Genomic DNA, 24,148 nt, shown 5'->3' with positions numbered 1-24,148 from the left:
CTTGTATCCTTGTTAACATCTTTTTATAGCGGCGAAATCACCATGCGAACATTACCGGAAAATAACAATAGAGTAGAGGGTAAGTCAACCAGCAATTTATCAAAATTAATGCATGAGGTTCTTGACATGGCCAAAGCACAGGGCGCTACTGATGCAATGGTTTCGGTAAATAATGACAGTGGATTTTCTGTCGATGTTCGCATGGGAGAAGTAGAAACAGTCGCCTTTAATGAAGATAAAGGGATAAGTCTTGTTGTCTATATTGGCAATCGAAAAGGGGCTGCGAGCAGCACAGATACTTCGCCTGCAGCATTGAGTTCTCTAGTAACAGCGGCATGTGAAATTGCCAAAGTCAGTGCAGAAGATCCTTGTTTTGGGTTAGCTGATCGGGAATTAATGACTACCCAATACCCAGATCTTGATTTATACCATCCTTGGACCATCACCCCTCAAGAAGCAATTGAAATGGCGCTCTCCTGTGAGAGTCATGCATTGTCTCTGGATAAGCGCATAAGCAATTCAGATGGCGTAAATTTATCAACGCATGCCTTTTGTAATGGCTTCGCCAATACCTATGGTGGAGAGGGCATTATACAAAGTACACGTCACGGTATCAGTTGCTCTTTGATTGCGAAAGAGGGCGAAACAATGCAACGTGATTATGAATACACAACAGCAAGGCATGCTAATGCCCTGCAACCCTTAGAGCAAATTGCTAAAACGGCAGCTGAAAGAGCGACAAGTCGATTAGGGGCAAGGCAATTAAAAACACAAAAAGTGCCCGTGTTGTTCTCTTCTCGTATTTCGAGCGGTTTGCTCTCAAGTTTTATCAATGCAGTGAGCGGCGGTAATCTGTATCGAAAAAATTCATTTTTATTGGATTCAATTGGCAAGGCAATCTTTCCCAAAGGTTTTAAAATTTATGAACAACCGCATCTTCTAAGAGGGTTGGGTAGTTCTCCTTTTGACAGTGAAGGAGTACCCACAAGAAATAATATTTTTATTGAAGACGGCATATTGCAGCAATATGTATTAGGAAGTTATTCAGCGCGTCGCATGGGGTTAAAGACCACTGCTAACGGTGGGGGGGTGCATAATCTTACTATTGATGCTACCGCAGGTGGTTTGCAAGAGCTGTTAAAAGAAATTGATAGAGGACTCCTGGTTACCGAGCTTATGGGACAGGGTGTTAATGGTTTAACCGGTGATTACTCACGCGGAGCTTCAGGTTTTTGGGTGGAAAATGGTGAGCTTCAATACCCGGTTGAGGAAATCACTATTGCGAGTAATCTGAAGGACATGTTTAAGGCAATCGTAGCGGTTGGAACGGACATCAATCCTAACTACTCTACTCGCTGTGGTTCTGTATTAATAAAAGAAATGATGGTTGCTGGGGAATAAGGGTACCTGTCTTTGCTTTGCAATTACATACAGGCTCGCATACTCTCAGATTCATAAAACCTAAGACAGTATTGCGAGCACATGAATATCCTATGAAGCAGTCGGATTACTAAATTGTAAAACTGCCTTCCATTAAAATGGCAATGAGGGATTAGTTTTTATCGCGGAAGATAATTCGGCCTTTTGTCAGATCATAAGGTGTCAGTTCTACTTTTACCTTGTCACCGGTTAATATCCGTATGTAATTTTTACGCATACGTCCTGAAATATGAGCGGTTACAATGTGGCCATTCTCAAGCTCTACCCGAAACATTGTGTTTGGTAGAGTATCAATGACGGTACCAAGCATCTCAATATGATCTTCTTTTGCCATGGGGCTCCCATTATATAAACAAATAAGACGCAAATAGTGCACTAAATTAAGAAAAATGGCAATGAGTTTACCAAATTCCGCGTCCATACAGCAAATGATTGTCTGCTTATTGCGGGAATCCTGGTTTTACCCATCAACATTATGAGTCCATAGACCTTGATGAGTGGGATATTCTAATGATTTTCGCAACAAACCAAGAAACTCCCTACGACTAATTACTACTGCCCCCAAACTTTGCAAATGCTCAGTGGGTAGCTGACAATCAATAAAATCAAATTGCCAATTCTTTAAGGTTTTACAAAGATAATACATGGCTAATTTTGAGCTGTCACGTGTTCGATGAAACATGGATTCACCAAAAAATGCTCGACCAAGGCTAATACCATATAAGCCGCCAACCAAGTGGCTATCTTGCCATATTTCAAAAGAATGAGCATAACCCATGAGATGTAACGTAGTATAGGCTTCTTGCATTTCATTAGTAATCCAGGTCTTATTAATCCGACCTTCACTAGAGGCGCAAGCCTGGATGACTTTAGGAAACACTGTGTCAACGGTAAATCGATGAGGCTTTTTGATAGATTGTTTTAAACTGCGTGATATTTTAAAAGAATTTGGTTTTAAGATTAACCGAGGATCAGGGGACCACCAAAGCGGGAGATACCCTGGCTCAAACCAGGGAAAGATGCCCCGACGATAAGCTTCTAACAAACGTTCTGGTGACAAATCACCACCTACCGCAAGTAACCCTTGTGGATCACTATTTTCAGGATCTGGAAACTCCAGATTATCATTTGTTAGAAGCGTTACACGAGCAATCGCTATTTCTCCAGCATGTCCAAATATTTTTCTGCATCTAAAGCGGCCATACACCCAAAGCCGGCAGAAGTAATGGCTTGGCGATAGACATGATCAGCTACATCGCCGCATGCAAAGACTCCAGGAATTGTAGTGGCAGTTGCCATCCCTTCCAAGCCTGAGCGAATAGTAATGTACCCATCTTTCATGGTTAATTGATCTTTAAAAATTCCTGTATTGGGATCATGACCAATAGCAATAAACACACCGTCAAACTTTAATTCCTGTTCACTGCCATCAAGAACATTATGGACACGAACACCAGTAACCTTCATATCATCACCAAGTACTTCTTCCAAAGTGTGATGCCATAACAGCTTAATATTGCCTGTGCGCGCTTTTTCAAATAATTTGTCTTGTAATATTTTTTCAGAACGCAATGTATCGCGACGATGAATAAGCGTTACTGAGGATGCAATATTTGATAAATAAAGAGCTTCTTCAACCGCGGTGTTACCTCCACCAACAACACAAACCGCTTTGTTACGATAGAAAAACCCATCACAGGTAGCGCAGGCTGAAACACCACGACCCTGGTAGGATTTTTCTGACTCAAGCCCTAAATAACGCGCTGAAGCCCCTGTTGCAATAATCAAAGCATCGCAAGTATAAGTCTCACTATCACCTTTTAATACAAAAGGACGTTGTTGTAAGTCTGCTTTTACAATATGATCGAATACGATTTTGGTTTCGAAACGTTCAGCATGTTTTTGCATGCGTTCCATAAGTGCAGGACCTTGTAAACCTTCGATGTCACCTGGCCAGTTGTCGACTTCAGTCGTTGTAGTTAACTGACCTCCAGGTTGCATACCGGTGATTAGAACAGGGTTTAAATTTGCACGGGCAGCATAAACTGCAGCAGTATAACCAGCAGGACCCGAACCAAGAATTATGAGGCGATGGTGATTGCTATTGCCTATCATATCTGCCTTCCTTATTAATTATGTTAAGATGGCAAATAGTATGACAAAATAACTAACAATAAAATACCTATGGCAAAACAACAAGCAAATAATCAGACTGGTAATCGTAAGCAAGCCTTACCGAATTTTTTAGTTAAAAGACTAAGCGAAGGTGGCTTTATTTTAGTGACAACCTTGGCACTCTACGTCTTACTTTCGTTAATCACCTATGATTTGAGTGATCCAAATTGGACACATGTCAGTAAGAGTAATACTGAAATTACCAATGCGGGTGGACAGGTTGGGGCTTATATAGCAGATGCTCTTTATTTTGTATTCGGCTATCTTTCGTTCTGCATTCCACTTGTATTTGCCTATATTGCCTGGATAGTTTTAAAAGATTATCGAGCATTACAATCCATTAATAAACCCGCTATGTTATTACGAGGTAGTGGCTTTGTATTCATGGTATTGGGCGGATGTTCGCTTTTAAGCCTGGATTCTGAGTTAGCACTTGATGCACAACATAGTGCAGGAGGAGTGCTCGGTAGCTTCATCGCTGATGGATTCAATGGCGCGCTCAGTACACAAGGTGCCGCATTACTGTTATCCGCTATATTTTTAGTGGGGGTTACTCTGCTAACAGGTCTTTCCTGGATTCATTTGATTGAATTAATTGGTGAATATACTACTGTTGCTATGCATCGAGTCATTCGCAGTGCCTTGGCAGGGACACGTTTAATAAGAGCGCGATTAAAACAGATTAATGAAAGACAGGAAAAAAACCAACCCGTTGTTAAACCGGAGCGCAATTTACTTTCCAGAAAGAAAGAAAAAATGGAGTCTGCACCGGTTGTGATACCCTCTTTAGAACCATTACCTGCTGTAAGTAGCGTTGCTCCTCCTGCAATATCACTACCCACACCTCAACTGATAGCACCTCCTCCAGCGCCTGCCCCAGTTAAAATTAAAGAACCGGCCCGTCCTGCCAGCAAACCTAATCCGGCCGTTCAAATGGGTGGTAGCCTGCCTTCCCTCAATTTGCTTGATAAGGGGATGCAAGGTAAACATATGGGGGGCTACACACACCAGGAATTGGAAAATGTGTCCCGTGAAGTAGAACAGCATCTTTTGGATTTTGGTATTCAAGCTGATGTTGTTGCAGTTCATCCTGGTCCTGTAATCACTCGTTTTGAGTTACAGCTTGCAGCAGGAATTAAGGTGAGTAAATTGTCTGCGCTTGCTAAAGATCTAGCACGCTCTTTATCAGTTACTAGTGTACGTGTTGTTGAGGTTATTCCCGGGAAAACAGTCGTAGGACTTGAATTGCCAAATCAACATCGGGATATGGTGCGTTTATCAGAGGTTTTATCTGCCGATGTATACCAGCAAGCACATTCTCCTATAGCCCTGGCTTTGGGGGTTGATATTGCAGGCCACCCTATGGTCGTTGATCTTGCAAAAATGCCTCATTTACTGGTCGCAGGAACAACAGGGTCAGGTAAATCAGTAGGTATTAATGCCATGATTTTGAGTCTCTTATTTAAATCAACGCCTGAAGAAGTACGTTTAATCATGGTTGATCCCAAGATGCTCGAGTTATCCATTTATGATGGGATCCCTCACTTGCTAACCCCTGTTGTTACTGATATGAAAGAAGCTGCCAGTGCTTTGCGCTGGTGTGTCGGAGAAATGGAGCGTCGATATCGTCTGATGGCGGCTTTAGGGGTTCGGAACCTGGCAGGTTTTAATGCCAAATTAGCCGAAGCACAGGCAAAAGGTGAGTCATTGACAGATCCTCTTTGGAAACCAGGAAATTCAATGGAAGAAACAGCGCCAGTGCTACAGAAATTACCTTACATCGTTGTCATCATTGATGAGTTGGCAGATATGATGATGGTAGTGGGTAAAAAAGTAGAACAATTGATTGCTCGTATTGCACAAAAAGCACGCGCTGCAGGTATTCATTTAATACTCGCTACCCAAAGGCCATCTGTTGATGTGTTGACTGGATTAATTAAGTCAAATATTCCAACCCGTATGTCTTTCCAGGTTTCTTCAAAAATAGATTCACGTACTATTCTTGACCAACAGGGAGCCGAGCAATTATTAGGACATGGAGATATGCTATATTTAGCACCGGGTAGCGGAGCACCTCTACGTGTTCATGGTGCTTTTGTTGACGACAAAGAAGTGCATCGCGTCGCCGATGATTGGCGTGCACGGGGCGAGCCTGAATACATTGATGAAATTACTCAAATCAATGAAATTTCAGAGGGTGGGAGTTTTGGTGAAGAGGGTCAAGAGACTGAAGAGGCAGACCCACTTTATGATCAAGCCGTTGAATTTGTAATTCAGACAAGAAAGGCTAGTATTTCAGCGGTACAACGCCGTTTAAAAATTGGCTATAACCGTGCAGCACGGTTGGTAGAGGAAATGGAGCGTACTGGAATTGTAGGACCATTGGATGGTGGTTTTAGAGATGTCTTGGTCTCCACAGTCACTGAGGATTAATTATGAAAAAAATAGGTTTATTGGGGGTTCTTTTGTTGTTAAGTACCACTGTATTTAGTGATTCAGCAGCAGATTTACAGACCAAATTAAATTCAATTCGCAGTATGAGTGCTAATTTTAGTCAAGTTGTAAAAGCGAAGGAAAGAGAGCTTTCCAGCTCTTCTGGGAAAATGGCACTTGAACGTCCAGGGCGATTTCGTTGGGAAACTAAGGATCCAATGGAGCAATTAGTCATTGCTGATGGTGAAAAATTATGGGTTTATGATGTCGATTTAGAGCAAGTTACTGTTAAAAAGCAAGAAAAGGGTGTCGGCGGCACTGCGGCTTTATTCTTGAGTGGTTATGATGATACGGTGGCTCGTGATTTTGATGTGACTGCAACAACAAAAGGAAAAACACAACTCTATGATTTGCGATCCAAATCAAATAAAGCGAATTTCCAACGGGTTAAGTTAATTTTTACTGGTGAGATTTTAAGTGGTATTGAAATGTATGACCAACTCGGTCAACACACCATTGTTAATTTAAAAAATGTAAAAACAAATCCTAAGCTTGCTACAACCTTATTTAAATTTAAGCCACCAAAGGGAACTGATGTGGTGCAACAATGAGTTATAAACTATGCAACCCAAAGCTCCACTTGCTGAATTATTAAGACCTACACATTGGGATGATGTAATCGGCCAGGAGCATTTATTGGGGGCAGGCAAGCCGCTACGAGTTGCTTTCGATTCAGGTATCCCTCATTCGATGATTTTATGGGGGCCACCTGGGGTCGGTAAAACAACACTAGCCAGATTAAGTGCAAAAGCTTTTGATTGCGAATGGATAGCACTTTCGGCGGTTTTATCTGGAGTCAAAGATATTCGTGCTGCCATTGATGAGGCTGAACATTATTTGGAACAAAATCGTCGTACGGTGCTGTTTATCGACGAAATTCATCGCTTTAATAAATCACAACAAGATGCTTTATTGCCCTTTACTGAATCAGGATTGATTACAATTATTGGAGCGACGACTGAAAATCCATCCTTTGAAGTAATATCGGCTCTTTTGTCGCGTGCGCAGGTGTATGTATTAAAGCCATTAACTGCGGTAAATTTACGGGAATTATTGCAACGTGCTGAAAATCAAGTTTTCCCCGAACTTAAGTTCACTGAAGACGCAATTTCCAATTTGATTGATTATGCTGACGGTGATGCCCGCAGGCTTTTGAATTTAGTTGAACAGGCCAATACAGCTGCTCAAAATCAAGACGTTACTGAAGTCACTGTAGAACTTATCCAGAATGCATTAAGCCCTGCAAACCGTCGTTTTGATAAAGGTGGAGAGAATTTTTATGATCAAATTTCTGCCTTGCACAAATCTGTTCGTGGTTCTCATCCTGATGCAGCCCTTTATTGGTTATGCCGTATGCTTGATGGTGGGGTCGATCCCCTCTATTTGGTACGTCGCATTATTCGAATGGCATGGGAAGATATCGGTTTAGCGGATCCTCGTGCAATGCAATTAGCAAATGATGCCGCTGCTACTTATGAGCGCCTTGGTTCGCCTGAAGGCGAGCTTGCCCTGGCACAGGCAGTTATTTATATGGCTGTTGCTCCTAAAAGCAATGCTGGTTATAAAGCATATAACGAAGCGATGGCTTTTATAAAAAAAGATAAATCACGTGAAGTTCCAATTCATTTGCGTAATGCACCTACACGTTTAATGAAGCAACTTGGTTATGGGCATGAGTATCGTTATGCACATGATGAACCCCACGCCTATGCTGCAGGTGAAACTTATCTTCCTGAAGGTATGAAAGAGCCTGGATGGTATGAACCGGTTTCTAGAGGGTTGGAAATGAAGATTGCTGAAAAATTAGCATTTTTAAGAACTTTAGATAAAGAAACTAAAAAGAAATAATCCAGAGAAATCGGGCAATTTAACAGTATTTTCAAAAGGAATTGTTATGCAACCTGCAATTACCGCGATAGGCATTGCCAATCCTCCCTATAAACGCTCTCAACAAGAAATCGCGGCATTAATTTGTGATGGATTCAATTTGAAAGGGGCTCAGAAGCGCTTGGTAAAAGCGATATATAAAGCTTCTGGGATTGAGCAACGATACAGTGTAATCAATGACTATTGCAAATCACCTGGTGAATTCGATTTCTTTCCAAATGAACCAGATGCACCTTTACCCTCAACAGCAAAGCGCATGCAACTTTATAAAGAACATGCTTTAAAATTGGCGTTACAAGCAATAAACGATTGTTTATCAGGCTTAGCGTTTAATAAAATAGAGATAACACATCTAATTACAGTCAGTTGTACAGGAATGTATGCGCCTGGCTTGGATATAGAGCTCGTCCAGCATCTTGAATTGCAGTCTACTACAAAACGAACAGCTATTAATTTTATGGGATGCTATGGTGCCTTTAACGGGATAAAGATTGCTGACACAATTTGTCGAGCCGACCCACATGCGAATGTATTAGTTGTTTGTGTAGAACTATGCACCATCCATTTTCAACGCGCACAGTCCATGGAAAATGTGATTTCAAATGCTATTTTTGCTGATGGGGCAGCAGCAGTACTAATTCAAGGAAAGAAAACTAATCCAATTTATCTGAGTTTGGAATCGTTTCATTGTGATTTAGTACCGCAAACGAGCCAGGAAATGGCATGGCAAATCGCTGATTATGGATTTGATATTGTTTTAAGCTCTTATGTGCCCCAAGCAATAAAGTCTGGTATTACCCAATTTTCTGAAAAGCTCCTGCAGACAGTCAATTGGTCATTTAAGGATATTGATTATTTCGCAATTCATCCAGGAGGGCTTAAAATTTTACAAGCTTGCGAAGAGGCATTAAGCATTTCTTATGAAGACAACAAGCATTCCTACGAAGTTTTGAGCAAATTTGGCAATATGTCGTCAGCGACTATTCTTTTTGTATTGAAAAAAATTTGGAATAGCCTGGAAAAACAGGATCATGGCAAGAATATATTTAGTTGTGCTTTTGGACCGGGTCTTACTTTAGAATCGATGTTACTTAAAACAGGTTATCTCGCTTAATCGATAGGGTACAGCTGCTTTATAAAATGCAGCTGTACCAAGACTAGATTACATAGTATTGAGCGGAGCTGAAACTTCTTCTACGGGTTTTTTACTGAAGAGTTGTCCAAATGCCTGAAAGCCATTTTTAATAGCAAACCCAATACCTTGTAAAATATCGAGGAAACTGCCTTGTTTATAACCATAAATTTTGAAATAGAGTCTTGCTTCTTCCTGGTTGAGATGATGCTCCATGAAGCTTAAGTCCTGTTTAGCCTCTTGAGATTTCTCGATATAAGCATTTTCAATATTATCAGAGATAAATAAGCGTAATTGGGCTTCATTAGTTAGAGGGTATAAGGTGTTCATCATGTTGTTAATTGCAGAATTCTCTTTAATAACTTTCGCATCACGATTTGAAACATCTCCTAATGCCCAATGGCAACATCTGGCCAAATTCTCAAGTGCACTCGTGTATTCAGCATAGGCTGCTTTACGTTGACCTAACTGATAGGCACCATAAGCATAACAAATGCCAGCCAATGTACCAAAAGGAGCCAGGAGGACAGAAACGCCTAAGGCGAAAGTACCCACAGTAAAACTGGTTGCAATTTGTGAGTCGATAGAATGTAACGCTTTCAGTTTGGTAGTAACTAAATTGGTGGAGTCTTCAAGTAATTTAGTATGAGTGGGATTTTTAGGATCAAAGGTTACTTTCTCTTCTTGATAGCGGGCTAAATCAAAAGCTTGTTCAAAAACATTTTTTGCAGTGGTAAAAAAAGAAAACGACATGACTACCTCCTATTTAAAAAGAGGATACTGTAGTCCCTAATTTATTCATAGACAATGATTTTTGGTGTTATTGGGGATTTTGTTACAAATCTATATAAATAAAACTCTCAATGAAAATTTAAAAAACATAGAATTTTGGCCTGTGGGACGTTCAATTCCACGGATTCGTTTAAATAATGAATCATATATTTTTGGTATGGCGGCATTGATCTTTTTTATATTGGTGTTTGGTTTGTTGCAGTTTTTTTAGTCAGTGCAACACGCTGGGCCTTCAGTTATTACACCCTGAAAAAACAACTTTATTGGCATAATCAAGAGAAATTACAAATCATCTTTGTTTTGTTAACGGCAGTAATGGGAACTATTTGGGGAGTGAGCTATTTTCTATTTTTTTTCCTACTTAAGTCAGTTACACGAGATAATTATTATTCTCCTTTTGGGAGGGATGGCTTCAGGAGCTTTGGCATCACTATCAATCTATTTGCCTGCGTATTATGCTTATTTACTACCTATGTTTCTTCCTGTCATTGTTTATAACTTTTATGTTATGGACTCCGAGCGCATTATTCTTGGGACAACGTTTGTTTTATTTATAATTATGTTGATTATTACCGCCAAAATAACCTCAGAGTTGCTTCAGGAAAGCGTGTCGCTAACAAAAGAAAGGATAATTTGATTCATAAATTAAAGAAATTGAATCAAAAACAACAAAAAGCGCTGGAAATTATTAGAAAACTATCAGCGACGGATTCACTTACTGGGCTTTATAACAGAAGATATTTTGAGATTAAATTAAAAGATGAATCTAGTCGTGCTAAAAAGAATAAACACCCTTTGAATCTGGTATTTATCGATGTTGATAACTTTAAAAGTATTAATGATAATTTTGGACACCCTTGTGGTGATGTCTTTTTAAAAGATTTAGCGGGAGTCATTAAGAATTCCCAACGTGTTAATGACTCAGTATTTCGCATACGTGGTGACGAATTTGCTGCTATTTTTGCTGATACTTCCCTGGAAGAAACAATCCAAATTTGCTCAGGAATAAAAGAACAATTTAAGAAGAATAATAAACAAAGAGAGGTCACTATCAGCATGGGTATATTATGTGTTCCTCCCGCTTCTTTAGATGATTTAGAGGAAATAGTGTCGGCTGCGGATAAAATTCTATACAAAGCAAAAAAAACAGGAAAAAATAAAATTGTTTCTCAACAATTATCCTAATTATTCTAAAATATCTAATTCATTGCCACTGCACTGGATGCCTCGGACAAGCCGAGGCACGTGGAGTTAGCGGGGACCTGCAGTCCTTCGTGCCGTGGCTTCCAAGAAGCTATCTGATGCAGTCGCTTAGGTGCCTTGGCTTCCAAGAAGCTATCTGATGCAGTCGCTTAGGTGCCTTGGCTTCCAAGAAGCTATCTAATACAGTCGCCTACGTGCCTCGGCTTGTCCGAGGCATCCAGGAATGCTGATTAAGTACAAATTTTCCTTTTAAGTATGATCTATAGTGTACACATACCACATGCCAACTGAGACTCAAAGTGAGTAAGGGCTTTAGGTTACTCTTTAACTTTTTGATAGACAGGAAACAATTTTCGGTAAAGAAAGGTTACTATTGGTGGTAGAAGTGAAAGAACAATGATGCCATAAATGACCAAGGTAAAATTTTCTCTCACAATAGGTAATGCTCCAACAAAATATCCGAGTCCAATCAAACTTCCTATCCAAAGTGTTGCGCTAATCAAATTATAAAGGAAAAAATGGGAATGGTTCATGTAACCTATTCCTGCAACGAAGGGGGCGAAAGTTCTAATAATAGGAATAAAACGAGCCATAATGATGGTTTTTCCACCGTGTTTCTCATAAAAACTATGGGTTTTTTGCAAATGCTTTTTATTCAGGAATCGTGAGTTATTGTTCGTAAATACTTGCGGTCCTATTTTTCTTCCAATGAGATAATTAAGTTGATTACCCACTATAGAAGCGACAACCAATAAAACAAACAATAAAAAAATATTTAAAGAAGAGTCAGTTTGTGCTGCAACACTGCCGCTGGCAAAAAGTAGAGAGTCTCCAGGAAGAAAAGGCAGTATCACTAAACCCGTCTCACAAAAAATAATGGTGAACAAAACAAGGTAAGTCCATGTTCCATAGTTGGAGACGAAAGAAAAGAGATAAGTGTCAATGTGTAAAAGGTAATTTAATAACTGCTGTAGGTATTCCATAGTGCTCTTCTTCGTGTTGTCACTTGATGTACTGTCAATCTTGGCGATTACAATATCATGAGTACAAACTATTGTTACAAATTATGAATATACAACTCAAAAAATGCAAAATTAAATATCATTAAATTGAGGTTAATTAATATTTGATCTCATTGTTCGTAAATATAACATACTTCGTCTCTTGCTTTATTGTTAATTCCATGATTTTTAGTTACATTTTTATTTTGTTATAAATTTTGTTAAAGTCGTAAGTAGAAAAAACTATCAACCAGTGGGTACATGGTGATAAAAGAGTCCTTATGCCGAGAAGAGTTTATTGATATACCAGCGCAAGATATTCTGGCTAGTCTGCCTTGCGGTCTTTTGGTACTGAATGCGAATGGCAAAATTATTTGGCTAAATACAGCTGCTGAGGCCTTATTAGGAGCGAATTTACGGGGTGCATCGTGGCGTGAAGTTATCCAGCAAGCGTTTGCTCCACGAGAAGATGATGGGCACGAAGTCTCTTTAGTGGATGGTCGCAGAGTACGTGTAGCTATTTCTTCTCTGGATAATTTGCCAGGACAGTTGGTTATTTTAACTGACTTAACAGCCACTCGAGTTTATGAACAAGCCAAGGCTAATCAGCATCGACTAATGTCTATAGGTAGAATGACAGCGCAATTGGCACATCAAATAAGAACTCCATTGTCCTCTGCAATCCTGTATTCAGAACATTTAGCAGCCCATCCGGAGATGGATAGTCGTTGTTTGCAATGGATTTTAAGATTACAAGAGTGTCATGCAAGCATTGAGCAACAAATTCAAGACTTGTTATTATTTGCACGGGGTGAAACTATTGAACTTTCACCAGTTCGTATACAAGACTGGTTAAATCAACTCATGGAAAGAGCACAACCCTTGATAGAGGCTCAATCTGCAAAGTTAAGTATCAATAATACGTTAATGGGGAATAAAGAGGTATTATTACATATTGAATCTTTGACCGGTGCTTTATTGAATTTGATTATTAATGCCTTGCAGGCAAAAGCAAGTTTTATTACGGTAGATATTTTAGAACCTGAAAAAAGCAAGGTACAAATCAAAGTAACAGATAATGGCATGGGAATGTCAGACGAGGTTAAATCACAAGCCTTTGCTCCATTTTTTACAACAAAGGCGCAGGGAACAGGCTTAGGGCTAGCTGTCGTGAATGCGGTAGTAAATGCCCATGACGGAGAGGTGGTACTAGATTCTTCGTCAGGGCAAGGGAGTTGTATAACGATTAATCTACCAGGATAATGGTACTTTAAACAAAGGATTTTACCCATGAGCGATGTGTTGATTGTTGAAGATGATCCTGTTTTGCGAGAGGCGCTTGCAGAAACGATGAATTTAGCAGGACATTCCTATTTATCAGCCAAAGATGGTAAAGAAGCACTAGCGATGCTTGAGCGTCATAGTCCCGCTATCGTTCTTAGCGACATTCGCATGGATAAATTGGATGGCCAACAATTACTTGCTGAAATTCAACGCCGAAACCCAGGGGTTCCGGTTATTCTAATGACAGCGCATGGTTCCGTTGAGGACGCTGTTGATGCGATGCGTCATGGGGCTGTTGATTATCTACAAAAACCCTTTAGCGCACACGCTCTTACTGAAAAAATTAACCGCTACATTAAACCACTATCAACGGATGATGATAGTCAACCCGTTGCTCAAGATCCAAAAAGCCAGGCGTTATTATCGATGGCTTTGCGTGTGGCACAATCCGATGTTGGTGTCATGATTAGTGGCGAGAGTGGCACGGGCAAAGAAGTATTAGCTCATTTTATTCATGATCATTCGCCTCGTAAACAGCACCCTTTTATTGCAATTAATTGTGCAGCAATTCCTGAGCAAATGTTGGAAGCAACGTTATTTGGCTATGAAAAAGGTGCTTTTACTGGAGCCTATAAATCGACCCCAGGTAAATTCGAACAAGCCCAAGGGGGGACCTTACTTCTTGATGAAGTGAGTGAGATGAGTTTGAGCCTTCAAGCCAAATTATTACGAGTGCTTCAAGAAAAAGAAGTAGAGCGTATTGGTGCAAATAAACTAATTCAGCTTGATGTAAGGGTATTAGCGACTAGTAATAGAAAATTATTGGATGAAGTAAAAGCGGGGCGCTTTCGCGAAGATTTATATTACCGATTAAATGTCTTTCCCTTACACTGGTTGCCACTAAGAGAAAGAGTCTGTGACATTATTCCTTTGGCAAATTATTTGATTCGTCGCCATTGCCAAAATAACCAACCTGTCATACCAGTGTTAAGTGAAGAGGCTAAAAAGGCACTTTTGGAATATAGCTGGCCTGGTAATGCCCGCGAATTGGATAACGTAGTGCAACGAGCTTTAGTGTTACAAACTCACGGTACTATCGAAGTTCCACATCTGCAGCTACCTCAACAAATTGAAGAAGTCGTGGAAAATACTGAAATAAAGAAAACAGAAGGGAAAAGTCTGCAAAATCATGAATTTGAATTGATACTGCGCACATTAAAGGAGCACAATGGGAATCGTCAGCAAGTTGCGACCATTTTAGGAGTTAGTGAGCGTACTTTACGTTATAAATTGGCTAAAATGCGTGAGGAAGGGTACTCTGTTTAAATTAGGAAATTACAAGATGTAATTACCAAAAGCAATATCATGCAATTAAGTAAAGTGTGTAATTGCTTGGGTCTTAGGAGGGCGAGTATGAGTGAGATCAATGCAGTGTCTTTATTAAACCAGTTGCGAGCAATGGCGGCAAAAGCCGAGGGTGGAACTGTTGAAGTGGGTGCACCAGCCCTACCGTTTGGTTCTGTATTACAGAACGCATTGGATGCTACGAATAATTTGCAACAAAATGCCGATGCACTAAAAGCTCGTTTTGAAACAGGCGATCCTAAAGTAGGTATCGGTGAAGTAATGGTAGCCAGCCAAAAATCAAACTTAGCGTTTGAAGCTACCTTGCGCGTCAGAAATAAGTTAGTACAAGCATACCAAGACGTCATGAATATGCCTGTTTAACAGGAGTTGAGAAAGAAGTTGATTTCTTATTAAAGGGACAGGAGTAAGGGTCATGGCATTGGCGGATAATGCTTCAACTGCGGCTGCAAGATTTGCGAGTTTATCTATTCCCCGGCAGGTAGGATTGATGCTAGGGCTTGCTGCCAGTGTCGCAATTGGTGTAGCTGTCGTTTTATGGTCAAGAGAACCAAGCTACATGCCTTTATACAACGAGATTAGTACACGAGATGCGGCCGACATCGTTGACTCGTTGCAACGTAATGGCATCCCATTTAAAGTGGATCAAAATCAAGGGACTATATTAGTACCAACCGATGAAGCACAAAATGCTCGTTTAAAACTAGCTGCAGATGGATTACCACGTGGAAGTGGTGCAGGTTATGAACTTTTTGCTGATAAAAGCACCTTCAACACCAGCCAATTTATGGAAAATGCACGCTATAAACAAGCTTTGGAGACTGAGCTTGCTCGTACTATTAGCCAATTTCATGATGTTAAATCTGCACGAGTCCATCTTGCTATTCCCCGTGAGTCAGCCTTTGTAAGAGATAATCGTGAACCAAGTGCATCAGTTTTTATTGATGTTTACCCGGGTGTGGAAATTAAAAAGCAAACCATTGCTTCCATTATTAATTTGGTTGCATCAAGTATTCCAAGCCTTTCTGCCAGTAAAGTAACGGTGGTTGATCAAAACGGACAGTTATTAAGCGAGGGTGGAGGACAAACGTTATTTACAAATACCGAACGGTATATGGAATATCGACAAACGCTTGAACAACAGTATGTACAAAAAATTCAAGATATTCTCACACCTCTTTTAGGGTTTGGACGGGTTAAAGCAAAAGTTTCAGCGGATATTGATTTTACTAACTTTGAACAAACTCAAGAAACCTATAATCCAGAATCTCAGTCGCTGCGAAGTGAACAGAAGATGGAAGAAAAACACAATGTAGATGCAACAGCCACTGGGGTTCCCGGTGCTCTATCTAACACGCCGCCTGCTAACGCTGCTTTAAAACAAAACAAGGACAATAAGAACAACAATAATAACAATAAGCAAATAACGAACGCGACTGAGACGGCTCAAGGCAATGATTACCGAGCGCAGACTACAAAAAATTTCGAATTAGATAAAACGATTAGTCACACTAAAAACCAGCCAGGCACAGTCAAACGTTTAACAGTAGCGGTTTTGGTGGATGACCGAAACGTTTTGAATCCAAAAACCAAACAAATGGAAGCCAAACCGTTGACACAAGCTGAAGTCGAGCAAATTAAAATATTAGTGGCGAATGCAATAGGCCTTAATCCCAAGCGTGGGGACAGTATTAATGTCGTGAATAGTCATTTTGTTAAACCAGAGCCAATTGATCCAATTCCTGATCTTCATTTTTGGCAAAAAGATTCATTTTGGTCAATAATAAAACAGGTTGGTGCTGCTATTTTTATATTAGCGTTAGTCTTTGGACTCTTTAGACCATTATTTAAATCCTTGATAGGGCAAAAAAGGGAAGAGGAAGAACAACCCGAGCAGGCTGAATTGACCTATCAGGCACAACAAAATTTATTACCTCATGCTAATGATTATGAGTCACAGCTAGCACTACTACGCCAAGTAGTCGATAAAGAACCCAAGCGGGTAGCACAAGTCGTAAAAACCTGGGTTGAGCGGGGATAACATGGATGGAATAGAACGGGCTGCAATTTTGCTTTTAGGTATGGGTGAGAAAAATGCTGCTGAAGTCCTAAAGCATCTTGAACCGAGACAAGTACAAAAAGTAGGGATGGCTATCTCTACTATGAGCAGTGTCAGCAAAGCCAAGATGCAAGGGGTACTGGGTGAGTTTTTAAATGCCATCGAAGATCAGACCAGTTTAACGGTGGATGCAGAAAATTATCTTAGAACAATTTTAATAAATGCCTTAGGTGAAGAGAATGCAATCCCATTTATCGACAGAATCTTAGTTTCCGACAAAGACAGTGGTCTTAATCGTCTTAAATGGTTAGATGCACGTTTAATCGCCGATGTTATTCGTAATGAGCACCCTCAGATTATTGCAACTATTTTAATCCACTTAGACAGCGAACAATCCGCAGAGGTCGTTGGCTATTTCTCCTCGGAGAAGCGAGCAGAGGTTTTGTTGCGTATGTGCACTATTGATACAGTAAAGCCAGAAGCCATTTCAGAACTGGGCCATGTCATCGAAAGGCAGCTTAGTGGACAAAAAGTAGGAAAGGCAGCGTCTGCTGGTGGCATTAAAAGTGTTGCGGATGTGATTAACTTTCTTGAAGGCTCTGTGGAAACCGATGTGTTGGACAGGATTCAAGAATGGGATACGGAGCTTTGCGATAAAATTAAAGATAAAATGTTTGTGTTTGAAAACTTGGTCGACATGGATAATCGTAGTGTACAAACGTTATTACGAGATATTTCCACGGAACAACTCATGCTAGCGCTTAAAGGGACGACTGAACCGGTTAAAGAAAAAATTTTTGGCAATATGTCAAAACGGGCTGCCGATTTGCTACGAGACGATTTGGAAATGCAAGGTCCAGTTAAGGTTAGTGAAGTAGAAAAAGCTCAGAGAGACATCCTGGCTATCGCAAGAAGCCTCGCCGAAGAAGGAAAGATTGCCTTGGGTACAAAAGGTGGCGATGAGATGATTTAGATAAGTCATCGGGGAAAGTGTATGGGGTAGTCAATCCCCAAATTATTCAATGAGAGGACGACCACGTGGACAAGGAGTTTCAACCTCTCTACCAAGAGAGGGATAAAGAGAGTTTTGACATTTGGGAACTACAAGTGCCTGAACCTGAACCAATAGTTGAAGTTGATCCTCAGAAAGAGTTTGAAGATGAGTGCGAACGGCTGCGGGAAGAAGCAAGACAGCAAGGTTATCAAGAAGGGATGCAACAGGCAGCGCTTGAACTCGAAACAAAAAGACAAGAGTTACTAACCTGGTTTAACTTACTAAAGAAGCCCGTTATTCTCCTTGATAAAAAACTCAGTTATGAGCTGGTACAAACGATTACCTGGATATGTGAAACCTGTATCGGTATAGAATTGTCAATCCATCCTGAAAAGATATTAATTCTACTTGAAGAAATTAAAAAAGAATTACCTGCTTTGCAAGGTGATAAACAGTTACTAATGAACCCAATGGATGTTCAATATTTGCGCAGCGAGCTTAATGAACAAGAAGCTGCTGAATTAAAGGATATACTCGTTGCTGATGAAAAATTGGAAAGAGGTGATTTCTATTTGAAAAGTGATTATAGCGAACTGGATGGACGTCTAAAAACGCGTTTACAGGAAATATTTAAAAAACAATTAATGGAAGCAAGTCCAACAGATAATCAAGGCGAAGATTCTCACAATGACATGTTATGAATCACAACTTATTAAAACATTAAATAACTTACGTTTAAAACCAAAATCAGGCTTACTCCACTGTGGTCGAGTGAGTCGAGCTGTTGGACTAACACTGGAGGCGCGTGGTTTTCACCAAGCAGTAGGTGCTCGCTGTTGGGTAAAAATCAACAAAACTGCGCAAGTTGAAGCTGAAGTAGTAGGATTCGATAACGAAAATGCTTATCTGATGTCTATTGGTCATACACAAGGTGTTGGACCTGGTATGCTAATTATTCCTAGCGGAAAAGTTGCTCAAGTAGGCGTGGGGTATAACTTATTAAGCAGAGTCCTTAATGGGGCTGGAGTCCCTATTGACGATAAAGAAGGCATAGAAACATTTGAAAATTATCCCTTAATTAGTCAACCGTTTAACCCTCTTAAGAGGGCTGCTATTGATACCCCCATGGATGTTGGAGTTCGAGCAATTAATGGTTTACTTACTATAGGACGAGGTCAACGCATAGGGTTATTCGCCGGTAGTGGAGTGGGTAAATCGGTACTTCTTAGTATGATGACTCGTTTTACCGCCGCTGATCTTGTCGTTGTAGGATTAATTGGTGAGCGTGGTCGAGAAGTTAAGGAATTTATTGAGAATAATTTAGGACAGGAAGGCCTGAGTCGCTCAGTTGTTGTCGCAGCACCCGCTGACGAAAGTCCCTTAATGCGGTTACATGGGGCGATGGTAGCCACCAGTATCGCGGAATATTTTCGTGACCAGGGGAAACATGTTTTGCTATTGATGGATTCTCTTACCCGTTTTGCTCAGGCTCAACGTGAGATTGGGTTATCTATAGGTGAGCCGCCTGCAACAAAAGGTTACCCACCGTCTGTCTTTGCGAAGTTACCTCAATTGGTGGAGCGCGCGGGTAATGGTAAACCAGGAAGTGGTTCAATTACTGCTTTTTATACGGTATTAACTGAGGGTGATGATCAGCAAGATCCTATTGCTGATGCAGCGCGCGCTATTCTTGATGGTCATATTGTATTGGACAGAGAACTCGCTGAGGCTGGCCAATTTCCAGCCATTAATATCGAGGCATCAATTAGTCGAGTCATGCCAAATGTGGCTACTGAACCCCAAATCAAACAAATGTTGTTAGTAAAAAAATACCTTTCTATCTATGAAAAAAATAAAGATTTAATTTTATTGGGGGCGTACTCGAAGGGGAACGACCCACAATTAGACAAAGCAATCAAATTTCGTGATAAAATTAATGAATATATCGTGCAAAATATGGATGAAAAAGTAGATTTTAATACGAGTTTGCAGTTGCTTGATGAATTGGCAGCCTTATTGAAAGAAGCTAATTAATGAATTCACGGAAAGAGCGTTTATTACGATTACTTACAATTAAGGAACAAGCTACGAAAGTAGCCATCGATAACTTAATTCGATCGCGCGAGCAATTTCTTTCAGGAAAGACACGTCATAATCAATTATTGGGGTATCGGCAAGATTATGTGGAACAACTCCATAATTTAGGTGATGCAGGATGTACAGTGGGGCGTATTCGCAATCGGATTGATTTTATTGCTCAATTGGATACCGCGTTAGGTCAAATGAACCAACATTTGGCTCAGCTTGCAAAACAACGCTCGCATTATGAAACTATTTACATGAAGGCAAAATCAGAGCAAGATGCTGTTAAGCGCTTGTTAGAACGATTGGAAGAGCAGCAACATTTGAAACAAGAACGAATGGAACAGAAAGAAAGTGATGAGTACGCACAAAAGCAATGGTATAGTAAAAATTCAACTATTAACTTTAACAAAACGCGGTGAATAAATTAATCAAAAGATGCTGGATGCCTTTGGCCATCCTAATTATTGCTGCCGCGGTTATTTCTAGCCTATTCCGTGCACTAACCCCGTGGGCAACACAATATAAAACCGATGTAGAACATCATTTGTCTACATTGCTTGGTGAACCTGTAACCATTAGCACCATGGAGACGGGATGGTATTGGTTTGAGCCTGTAATTAAATTGAATCAAGTTGAAGTATTAGATGGCAGCAAAGCGGTTCTTAAATTAAAAAAATTATTCGTAGGTATCAATATTTTTAGTTCGCTTTGGCATTGGCAAATTCAGCCAGGCGTGCTTTTCATTGATGATTTGCATCTAAATTTGCGACAGACAGATGAAGGCTGGCAAATTGATGGAATTGCTAACCGCCAAAATATGGCCTTTGATACAGAAACGCTAAAGCCTATTTTGGAGTGGATTCTAGATCAGCAAAAAATAATTTTAAAAGATGTATCTGCCCATCTTTTTTTCAAAGACGGCACAGTTATTCCTTTTGATGACCTTGATTTAAGCATTGCTAATCATTCAGGTCACTATCGCATAAAAGGCAATGCCTTTCTTGAGCAAACTACAGCGACTAAATTTGAGTTGTTAGCTGATTTGTATTTAGATGCTGATGCTTTAAATAAAACCTCTGGCCATGCTTTCTTTTCAGTACATCAGGTATTACCTGCGCAATGGCAAAAATTCCTGCCTCAAAACCGCTTTCAAATACTAGGTGGGAAAGGGGATGTCCAACTTTGGGCTGATTTTAATAAAGGAAATCTCACAAATGCGCAAGGTCGATTAAACTTTAGTCATTTGGCCTGGGCAGACACGGACACTGAAAAAGGTCAACTCATACAATCGTTGAAGGCAAATTTAGCTTGGGCGCCGCAAAATGATGGCAGTTGGCAGCTTACTGGTGATCATATTGGTTTACGCTTAAGTGGTACTTCCTGGCCAGAAAATTCATTCGTAATTCGTTATCAACAAACTACGAAAAATTATTTTATCTACATCAAAAATATACTGTTGCAATCTTTATGTTCAACGTCCATTGCTTGGCCTGAATCGATGCATACTATATTGGCAATGAAGCCTTATGGAGAGCTACACGATACACAAGTATACGTTAACAATGAGAAGATTGATTACGTCCTTTCACGTTTTGTGAATTTAGGGTGGTTGCCGAGCGAAAGTCGCCCTGGGGCGGAAAATTTATCAGGTGTAATTCATTGGCAACCCACTGAGGGGCGTTTGGAGTTCGATAGCAAGAATGCTGTTATTGTTCCTCAAAATCAGCCGCCCATTAACTTTTCTCTACTCAATGCTGCGTTTGATTGGAAAGAATTGGATCAAGGTCTGCGTGTGAGTATGGAAAGGCTTGTGTTAAGCCATTCTAATCTTTTATTTAGCGCTCAAGGTGTCGCAGATGAAGTTTCTAAAGATTCAATGGGTCCCGTTCGTTTAAAAGCGCAGTTTTCAGCAAGTAATGCTGAAGAGTGGATGCCTTATTTACCCTCCAAACACTTAAAACGAAAGCTTGATGCATGGCTTAAAAATGATATTAAACATATCGCAAAAATGACCGGTGAATTAACGCTTAATGGAAATATGAAAGATTTTCCTTTTGATACACAGCCTGGTGAATTTTCAATTAAAAGTTATTTATCTGGAGTGGATCTTGTTTTTGCACGCAACTGGCCTGTAACGCGAGAGATTGAAGCCTACCTCAATGTCACTAAACGTACTCTTGAAGCTGATATTGTCCATGCCAATCTTCAAGGCATTGAAGTGGATAAAGGAAATTTGCGTGTTAATGATTTAGGTTTGGATAGGGAAACCTTGTTGATACATACCAAAGCCGAAACAGATGCTAAAAAAGCCTTAGCCTATGTGCGTGCTTCGCCCCTTAATAAAAAATTATCGGCTCTCAATATCTTGCAAATGAAGGGACCTGTGGCTGTTGATTTACAATTGGAGGCACCACTTTACCCTGAGAATGATGACATACTGGCTTTGGGGGATATTGTTTTTAATAAAAATAATGTTCAGGTACATCATGCTATAGACGACGTAGAGTTGAAAAATTTAAGCGGGACGTTGCAATTTGATCAAGACAGCGTTTTGGATAGCCATCTTCAGGCGTTACTGTTGGGAAATCCAGTAACAATTTTAATCAAATCAGTTAAAGGACCATCGCCTTCTACGGAAGTAAGAGTGAAGGGTCAAACCAATATCTCAGTCTTACGCGACAAATTTAAATTACCTGTATTTTCTCTAATGCAAGGTTCTTTATGGTTAGAAAGTTTATTGACGATTACTGATGAACCCAGTGACTTAGATCACGTACGTATTCAGACTTCTTTACAGGGATTAAATATTGACCTGCCTCCACCTTTGGGCAAGACTAAAGACAGTAAGGTTCCTTTAAAAATAGACATAGATTTTAATTCAAAAAAAGCTGTTCGGTTGCGTTTTAATTACGATAATCGTCTCAGTAGTGATTTGTTATTCTCAGGGGTTAAGGGTGCCTTTGCCTTGCAAAAGGGAAAAATTATTTTAGGTAACACTGATACTTCAAATGATGAACAGCTGCATGGATTACAAATTTTAGGAAGCTTGCCAGAGTTTGATTTACAGCAGTGGCTTGCTGTAAAAGAAAAGATGACAACTGATAACCAGGAAATGCCAAATGCTTTAAGTCTGATTGATGTTAAACTTGAATTGGCTAAGGTCTTTAATCAAAGTTACAAAAATCTTTCGTTTAAGGCTAAAAAACAGGAAAAAGGCAATTGGGAAATTCGTTTAAATCAGGAAAAAATCGCTGCAAATCTTCGCTATCAACCGTCAAGTAATACGGTAACTGGCTTATTTGAAAAACTACATCTCGATAATGAGAAACCAGTTGATTTCAAATCAGCTTCAAAATTAAAACCAACCAATTTGCCAAATCTAAATTTGCGAGTGGCTTCATTCCAAGTCGGTGAATTAAATATTGGCGATGTATCCTTAAAAACCACCGCTTTAAAAGACCAGTGGGAACTTAATACGTGTAAGATCAAATCACCGTTTTATGAGCTCACAGCGCGAGGTAATTGGCGAGAAAACGACAAAATTAATACTACTCAACTACAAGCTGATTTACATATCACCAATCTTGCTAAGAGTTTAGAAAATTGGAAAGTGAGCCCTGTTGTAGAGGCTAATAAAGGGGATGTGCAATTTAGAGGGGGATGGAGTGGCCCAATCTATAAGTTTTCCCTGGCTAAACTTCATGGACAACTGGCTATGCGCTTTAAAGACGGTCGAATTACGAATTTAAGTCCAGAAACTGAAGAAAAGTTAGGCTTAGGAAAGTTACTTAGCATTCTAAGTTTGCAGACAATACCTAGACGTCTTAAATTAGATTTTAGTGATTTATCAGAAGATGGTTACAGCTTTGATGAATTTAGTGGAAGTTTTACAATTTCCAAAGGCGTAATGGCCACACAGGATAGCTATATAGATGGTCCAGTTGCATACGCCAGCATGAAAGGAAATTTAGATATTGCAAAACAATATTATGATCTTGATTTGAAAGTTAACCCTCATATCACTGCGAGTCTACCCGTTGTGGCAACTATTGCAGGTGGACCAATAGCAGGTATAGCAACCTGGGTAGCAAGTAAATTAATTAACCAAGGGATGCAAAAGATAAGTGGATATACTTACAAAATTTCTGGTCCTTGGCGACAACCTGTTGTGCAACAGATAAAAATTATAAAAAAGCGTAACGTTTAAAAATTTTGATACATTGATTGATAGGATTGGC

General features: G+C 39.9%; 20 protein-coding genes. 15 read left to right on the top strand and 5 right to left on the bottom strand.

Going from position 1 to position 24,148, the window contains the following annotated elements:
• Positions 1-42 precede the first annotated feature (42 nt).
• On the top strand, positions 43-1,401 hold the full coding sequence (pmbA, locus tag LHA_RS10405) for a metalloprotease PmbA (protein WP_045107534.1): 1,359 nt from the start codon (positions 43-45) through the stop codon (positions 1,399-1,401).
• Between the two features lie 151 nt (positions 1,402-1,552).
• Here pmbA and infA read toward each other — a convergent pair whose 3' ends face one another.
• From infA to trxB, 3 genes are all read right to left on the bottom strand, one after another.
• Complete coding sequence (gene infA, locus LHA_RS10400) at positions 1,553-1,774, bottom strand: translation initiation factor IF-1 (RefSeq protein ID WP_044011715.1); 222 nt, start codon at positions 1,772-1,774, stop codon at positions 1,553-1,555.
• 126 nt (positions 1,775-1,900) lie between these two features.
• Positions 1,901-2,593, bottom strand: coding sequence for a leucyl/phenylalanyl-tRNA--protein transferase (gene aat / locus LHA_RS10395; RefSeq protein WP_045107533.1), 693 nt, complete (start codon positions 2,591-2,593; stop codon positions 1,901-1,903).
• Between the two features lie 2 nt (positions 2,594-2,595).
• Positions 2,596-3,555: a thioredoxin-disulfide reductase gene (trxB, locus tag LHA_RS10390; RefSeq protein ID WP_045106486.1), complete on the bottom strand. Its 960-nt coding sequence runs from the start codon at positions 3,553-3,555 to the stop codon at positions 2,596-2,598.
• Between the two features lie 69 nt (positions 3,556-3,624).
• On the opposite strand from trxB, the gene LHA_RS10385 reads away from it, so the two are divergent.
• Genes LHA_RS10385 through LHA_RS10370 form a run of 4 tightly spaced genes read left to right on the top strand, consistent with a single transcriptional unit; the run spans position 3,625 to position 9,109 of the window.
• Positions 3,625-6,048 carry a DNA translocase FtsK gene (locus LHA_RS10385; protein WP_045106485.1) on the top strand — a complete coding sequence of 808 codons (2,424 nt, stop codon included), beginning with the start codon at positions 3,625-3,627 and terminating at the stop codon, positions 6,046-6,048.
• Positions 6,049-6,050: 2 nt separating this feature from the next.
• Complete coding sequence (gene lolA / locus LHA_RS10380) at positions 6,051-6,659, top strand: outer membrane lipoprotein chaperone LolA (protein WP_045106484.1); 609 nt, start codon at positions 6,051-6,053, stop codon at positions 6,657-6,659.
• A 10-nt stretch (positions 6,660-6,669) separates the two neighbouring features.
• Positions 6,670-7,956 (top strand): replication-associated recombination protein A, encoded by a 1,287-nt coding sequence (locus tag LHA_RS10375; RefSeq protein ID WP_045106483.1) that lies wholly within the window; start codon positions 6,670-6,672, stop codon positions 7,954-7,956.
• Between the two features lie 46 nt (positions 7,957-8,002).
• Positions 8,003-9,109, top strand: a complete 1,107-nt coding sequence (locus LHA_RS10370) for a type III polyketide synthase (RefSeq protein WP_045106482.1) — start codon at positions 8,003-8,005, stop codon at positions 9,107-9,109.
• A gap of 48 nt (positions 9,110-9,157) precedes the next feature.
• On the opposite strand, the gene LHA_RS10365 is transcribed toward LHA_RS10370, so the two are convergent.
• Positions 9,158-9,880: a hypothetical protein gene (locus LHA_RS10365; protein ID WP_045106481.1), complete on the bottom strand. Its 723-nt coding sequence runs from the start codon at positions 9,878-9,880 to the stop codon at positions 9,158-9,160.
• Between the two features lie 693 nt (positions 9,881-10,573).
• Here LHA_RS10365 and LHA_RS16105 point away from each other — a divergent pair.
• Positions 10,574-11,104 (top strand): GGDEF domain-containing protein, encoded by a 531-nt coding sequence (locus LHA_RS16105; protein WP_158644245.1) that lies wholly within the window; start codon positions 10,574-10,576, stop codon positions 11,102-11,104.
• A 335-nt stretch (positions 11,105-11,439) separates the two neighbouring features.
• Here LHA_RS16105 and LHA_RS10350 read toward each other — a convergent pair whose 3' ends face one another.
• Complete coding sequence (locus LHA_RS10350; RefSeq protein ID WP_045106479.1) at positions 11,440-12,105, bottom strand: DedA family protein; 666 nt, start codon at positions 12,103-12,105, stop codon at positions 11,440-11,442.
• A 279-nt stretch (positions 12,106-12,384) separates the two neighbouring features.
• Between LHA_RS10350 and LHA_RS10345 the strand changes: the two genes are divergently transcribed.
• From LHA_RS10345 to LHA_RS10305, 9 genes are all read left to right on the top strand, one after another.
• On the top strand, positions 12,385-13,386 hold the full coding sequence (locus LHA_RS10345) for a sensor histidine kinase (protein WP_045106478.1): 1,002 nt from the start codon (positions 12,385-12,387) through the stop codon (positions 13,384-13,386).
• 27 nt (positions 13,387-13,413) lie between these two features.
• Positions 13,414-14,733 (top strand): sigma-54-dependent transcriptional regulator, encoded by a 1,320-nt coding sequence (locus tag LHA_RS10340; protein WP_045106477.1) that lies wholly within the window; start codon positions 13,414-13,416, stop codon positions 14,731-14,733.
• 87 nt (positions 14,734-14,820) lie between these two features.
• Entirely contained in the window at positions 14,821-15,135 is a 315-nt protein-coding gene (gene fliE / locus LHA_RS10335) for a flagellar hook-basal body complex protein FliE (protein WP_045106476.1), read from the top strand.
• 52 nt (positions 15,136-15,187) lie between these two features.
• Positions 15,188-16,813: a flagellar basal-body MS-ring/collar protein FliF gene (gene fliF / locus LHA_RS10330; protein ID WP_045106475.1), complete on the top strand. Its 1,626-nt coding sequence runs from the start codon at positions 15,188-15,190 to the stop codon at positions 16,811-16,813.
• Position 16,814: 1 nt separating this feature from the next.
• A complete protein-coding gene (gene fliG, locus LHA_RS10325; RefSeq protein WP_045106474.1) occupies positions 16,815-17,804 on the top strand; it encodes a flagellar motor switch protein FliG in 990 nt (329 codons plus the stop codon).
• 65 nt (positions 17,805-17,869) lie between these two features.
• A complete protein-coding gene (locus LHA_RS10320) occupies positions 17,870-18,526 on the top strand; it encodes a FliH/SctL family protein (protein WP_045106473.1) in 657 nt (218 codons plus the stop codon).
• Complete coding sequence (gene fliI / locus LHA_RS10315) at positions 18,513-19,859, top strand: flagellar protein export ATPase FliI (protein WP_045106472.1); 1,347 nt, start codon at positions 18,513-18,515, stop codon at positions 19,857-19,859. Before LHA_RS10320 ends, fliI begins: the two co-directional genes overlap by 14 nt.
• Complete coding sequence (gene fliJ, locus LHA_RS10310) at positions 19,859-20,329, top strand: flagellar export protein FliJ (RefSeq protein WP_045106471.1); 471 nt, start codon at positions 19,859-19,861, stop codon at positions 20,327-20,329. Before fliI ends, fliJ begins: the two co-directional genes overlap by 1 nt.
• Positions 20,326-24,117: a YhdP family protein gene (locus tag LHA_RS10305; protein ID WP_256597158.1), complete on the top strand. Its 3,792-nt coding sequence runs from the start codon at positions 20,326-20,328 to the stop codon at positions 24,115-24,117. Before fliJ ends, LHA_RS10305 begins: the two co-directional genes overlap by 4 nt.
• Positions 24,118-24,148 lie beyond the last annotated feature (31 nt).

It is taken from the genome of Legionella hackeliae, from assembly GCF_000953655.1.
Classification (GTDB): Bacteria; Pseudomonadota; Gammaproteobacteria; order Legionellales; family Legionellaceae; genus Tatlockia; species Tatlockia hackeliae.
The sequence above is the reverse complement of the archived record's forward strand: the minus strand, read 5'-3'. Positions and strand labels throughout refer to the sequence as shown.

What these genes read in the sequence shown, in the direction of transcription:
- pmbA (WP_045107534.1), top strand. Translation starts at nt 43, where the DNA reads ATGCGAACATTACCGGAAAATAACAATAGAGTAGAGGGTAAGTCAACC.
- infA (WP_044011715.1), bottom strand. Translation starts at nt 1,774, where the DNA reads ATGGCAAAAGAAGATCATATTGAGATGCTTGGTACCGTCATTGATACT.
- trxB (WP_045106486.1), bottom strand. Translation starts at nt 3,555, where the DNA reads ATGATAGGCAATAGCAATCACCATCGCCTCATAATTCTTGGTTCGGGT.
- LHA_RS10385 (WP_045106485.1), top strand. Translation starts at nt 3,625, where the DNA reads ATGGCAAAACAACAAGCAAATAATCAGACTGGTAATCGTAAGCAAGCC.
- lolA (WP_045106484.1), top strand. Translation starts at nt 6,051, where the DNA reads ATGAAAAAAATAGGTTTATTGGGGGTTCTTTTGTTGTTAAGTACCACT.
- LHA_RS10375 (WP_045106483.1), top strand. Translation starts at nt 6,670, where the DNA reads ATGCAACCCAAAGCTCCACTTGCTGAATTATTAAGACCTACACATTGG.
- LHA_RS10370 (WP_045106482.1), top strand. Translation starts at nt 8,003, where the DNA reads ATGCAACCTGCAATTACCGCGATAGGCATTGCCAATCCTCCCTATAAA.
- LHA_RS10365 (WP_045106481.1), bottom strand. Translation starts at nt 9,880, where the DNA reads ATGTCGTTTTCTTTTTTTACCACTGCAAAAAATGTTTTTGAACAAGCT.
- LHA_RS10350 (WP_045106479.1), bottom strand. Translation starts at nt 12,105, where the DNA reads ATGGAATACCTACAGCAGTTATTAAATTACCTTTTACACATTGACACT.
- LHA_RS10345 (WP_045106478.1), top strand. Translation starts at nt 12,385, where the DNA reads ATGGTGATAAAAGAGTCCTTATGCCGAGAAGAGTTTATTGATATACCA.
- LHA_RS10340 (WP_045106477.1), top strand. Translation starts at nt 13,414, where the DNA reads ATGAGCGATGTGTTGATTGTTGAAGATGATCCTGTTTTGCGAGAGGCG.
- fliE (WP_045106476.1), top strand. Translation starts at nt 14,821, where the DNA reads ATGAGTGAGATCAATGCAGTGTCTTTATTAAACCAGTTGCGAGCAATG.
- fliF (WP_045106475.1), top strand. Translation starts at nt 15,188, where the DNA reads ATGGCATTGGCGGATAATGCTTCAACTGCGGCTGCAAGATTTGCGAGT.
- fliG (WP_045106474.1), top strand. Translation starts at nt 16,815, where the DNA reads ATGGATGGAATAGAACGGGCTGCAATTTTGCTTTTAGGTATGGGTGAG.
- fliI (WP_045106472.1), top strand. Translation starts at nt 18,513, where the DNA reads ATGACATGTTATGAATCACAACTTATTAAAACATTAAATAACTTACGT.
- fliJ (WP_045106471.1), top strand. Translation starts at nt 19,859, where the DNA reads ATGAATTCACGGAAAGAGCGTTTATTACGATTACTTACAATTAAGGAA.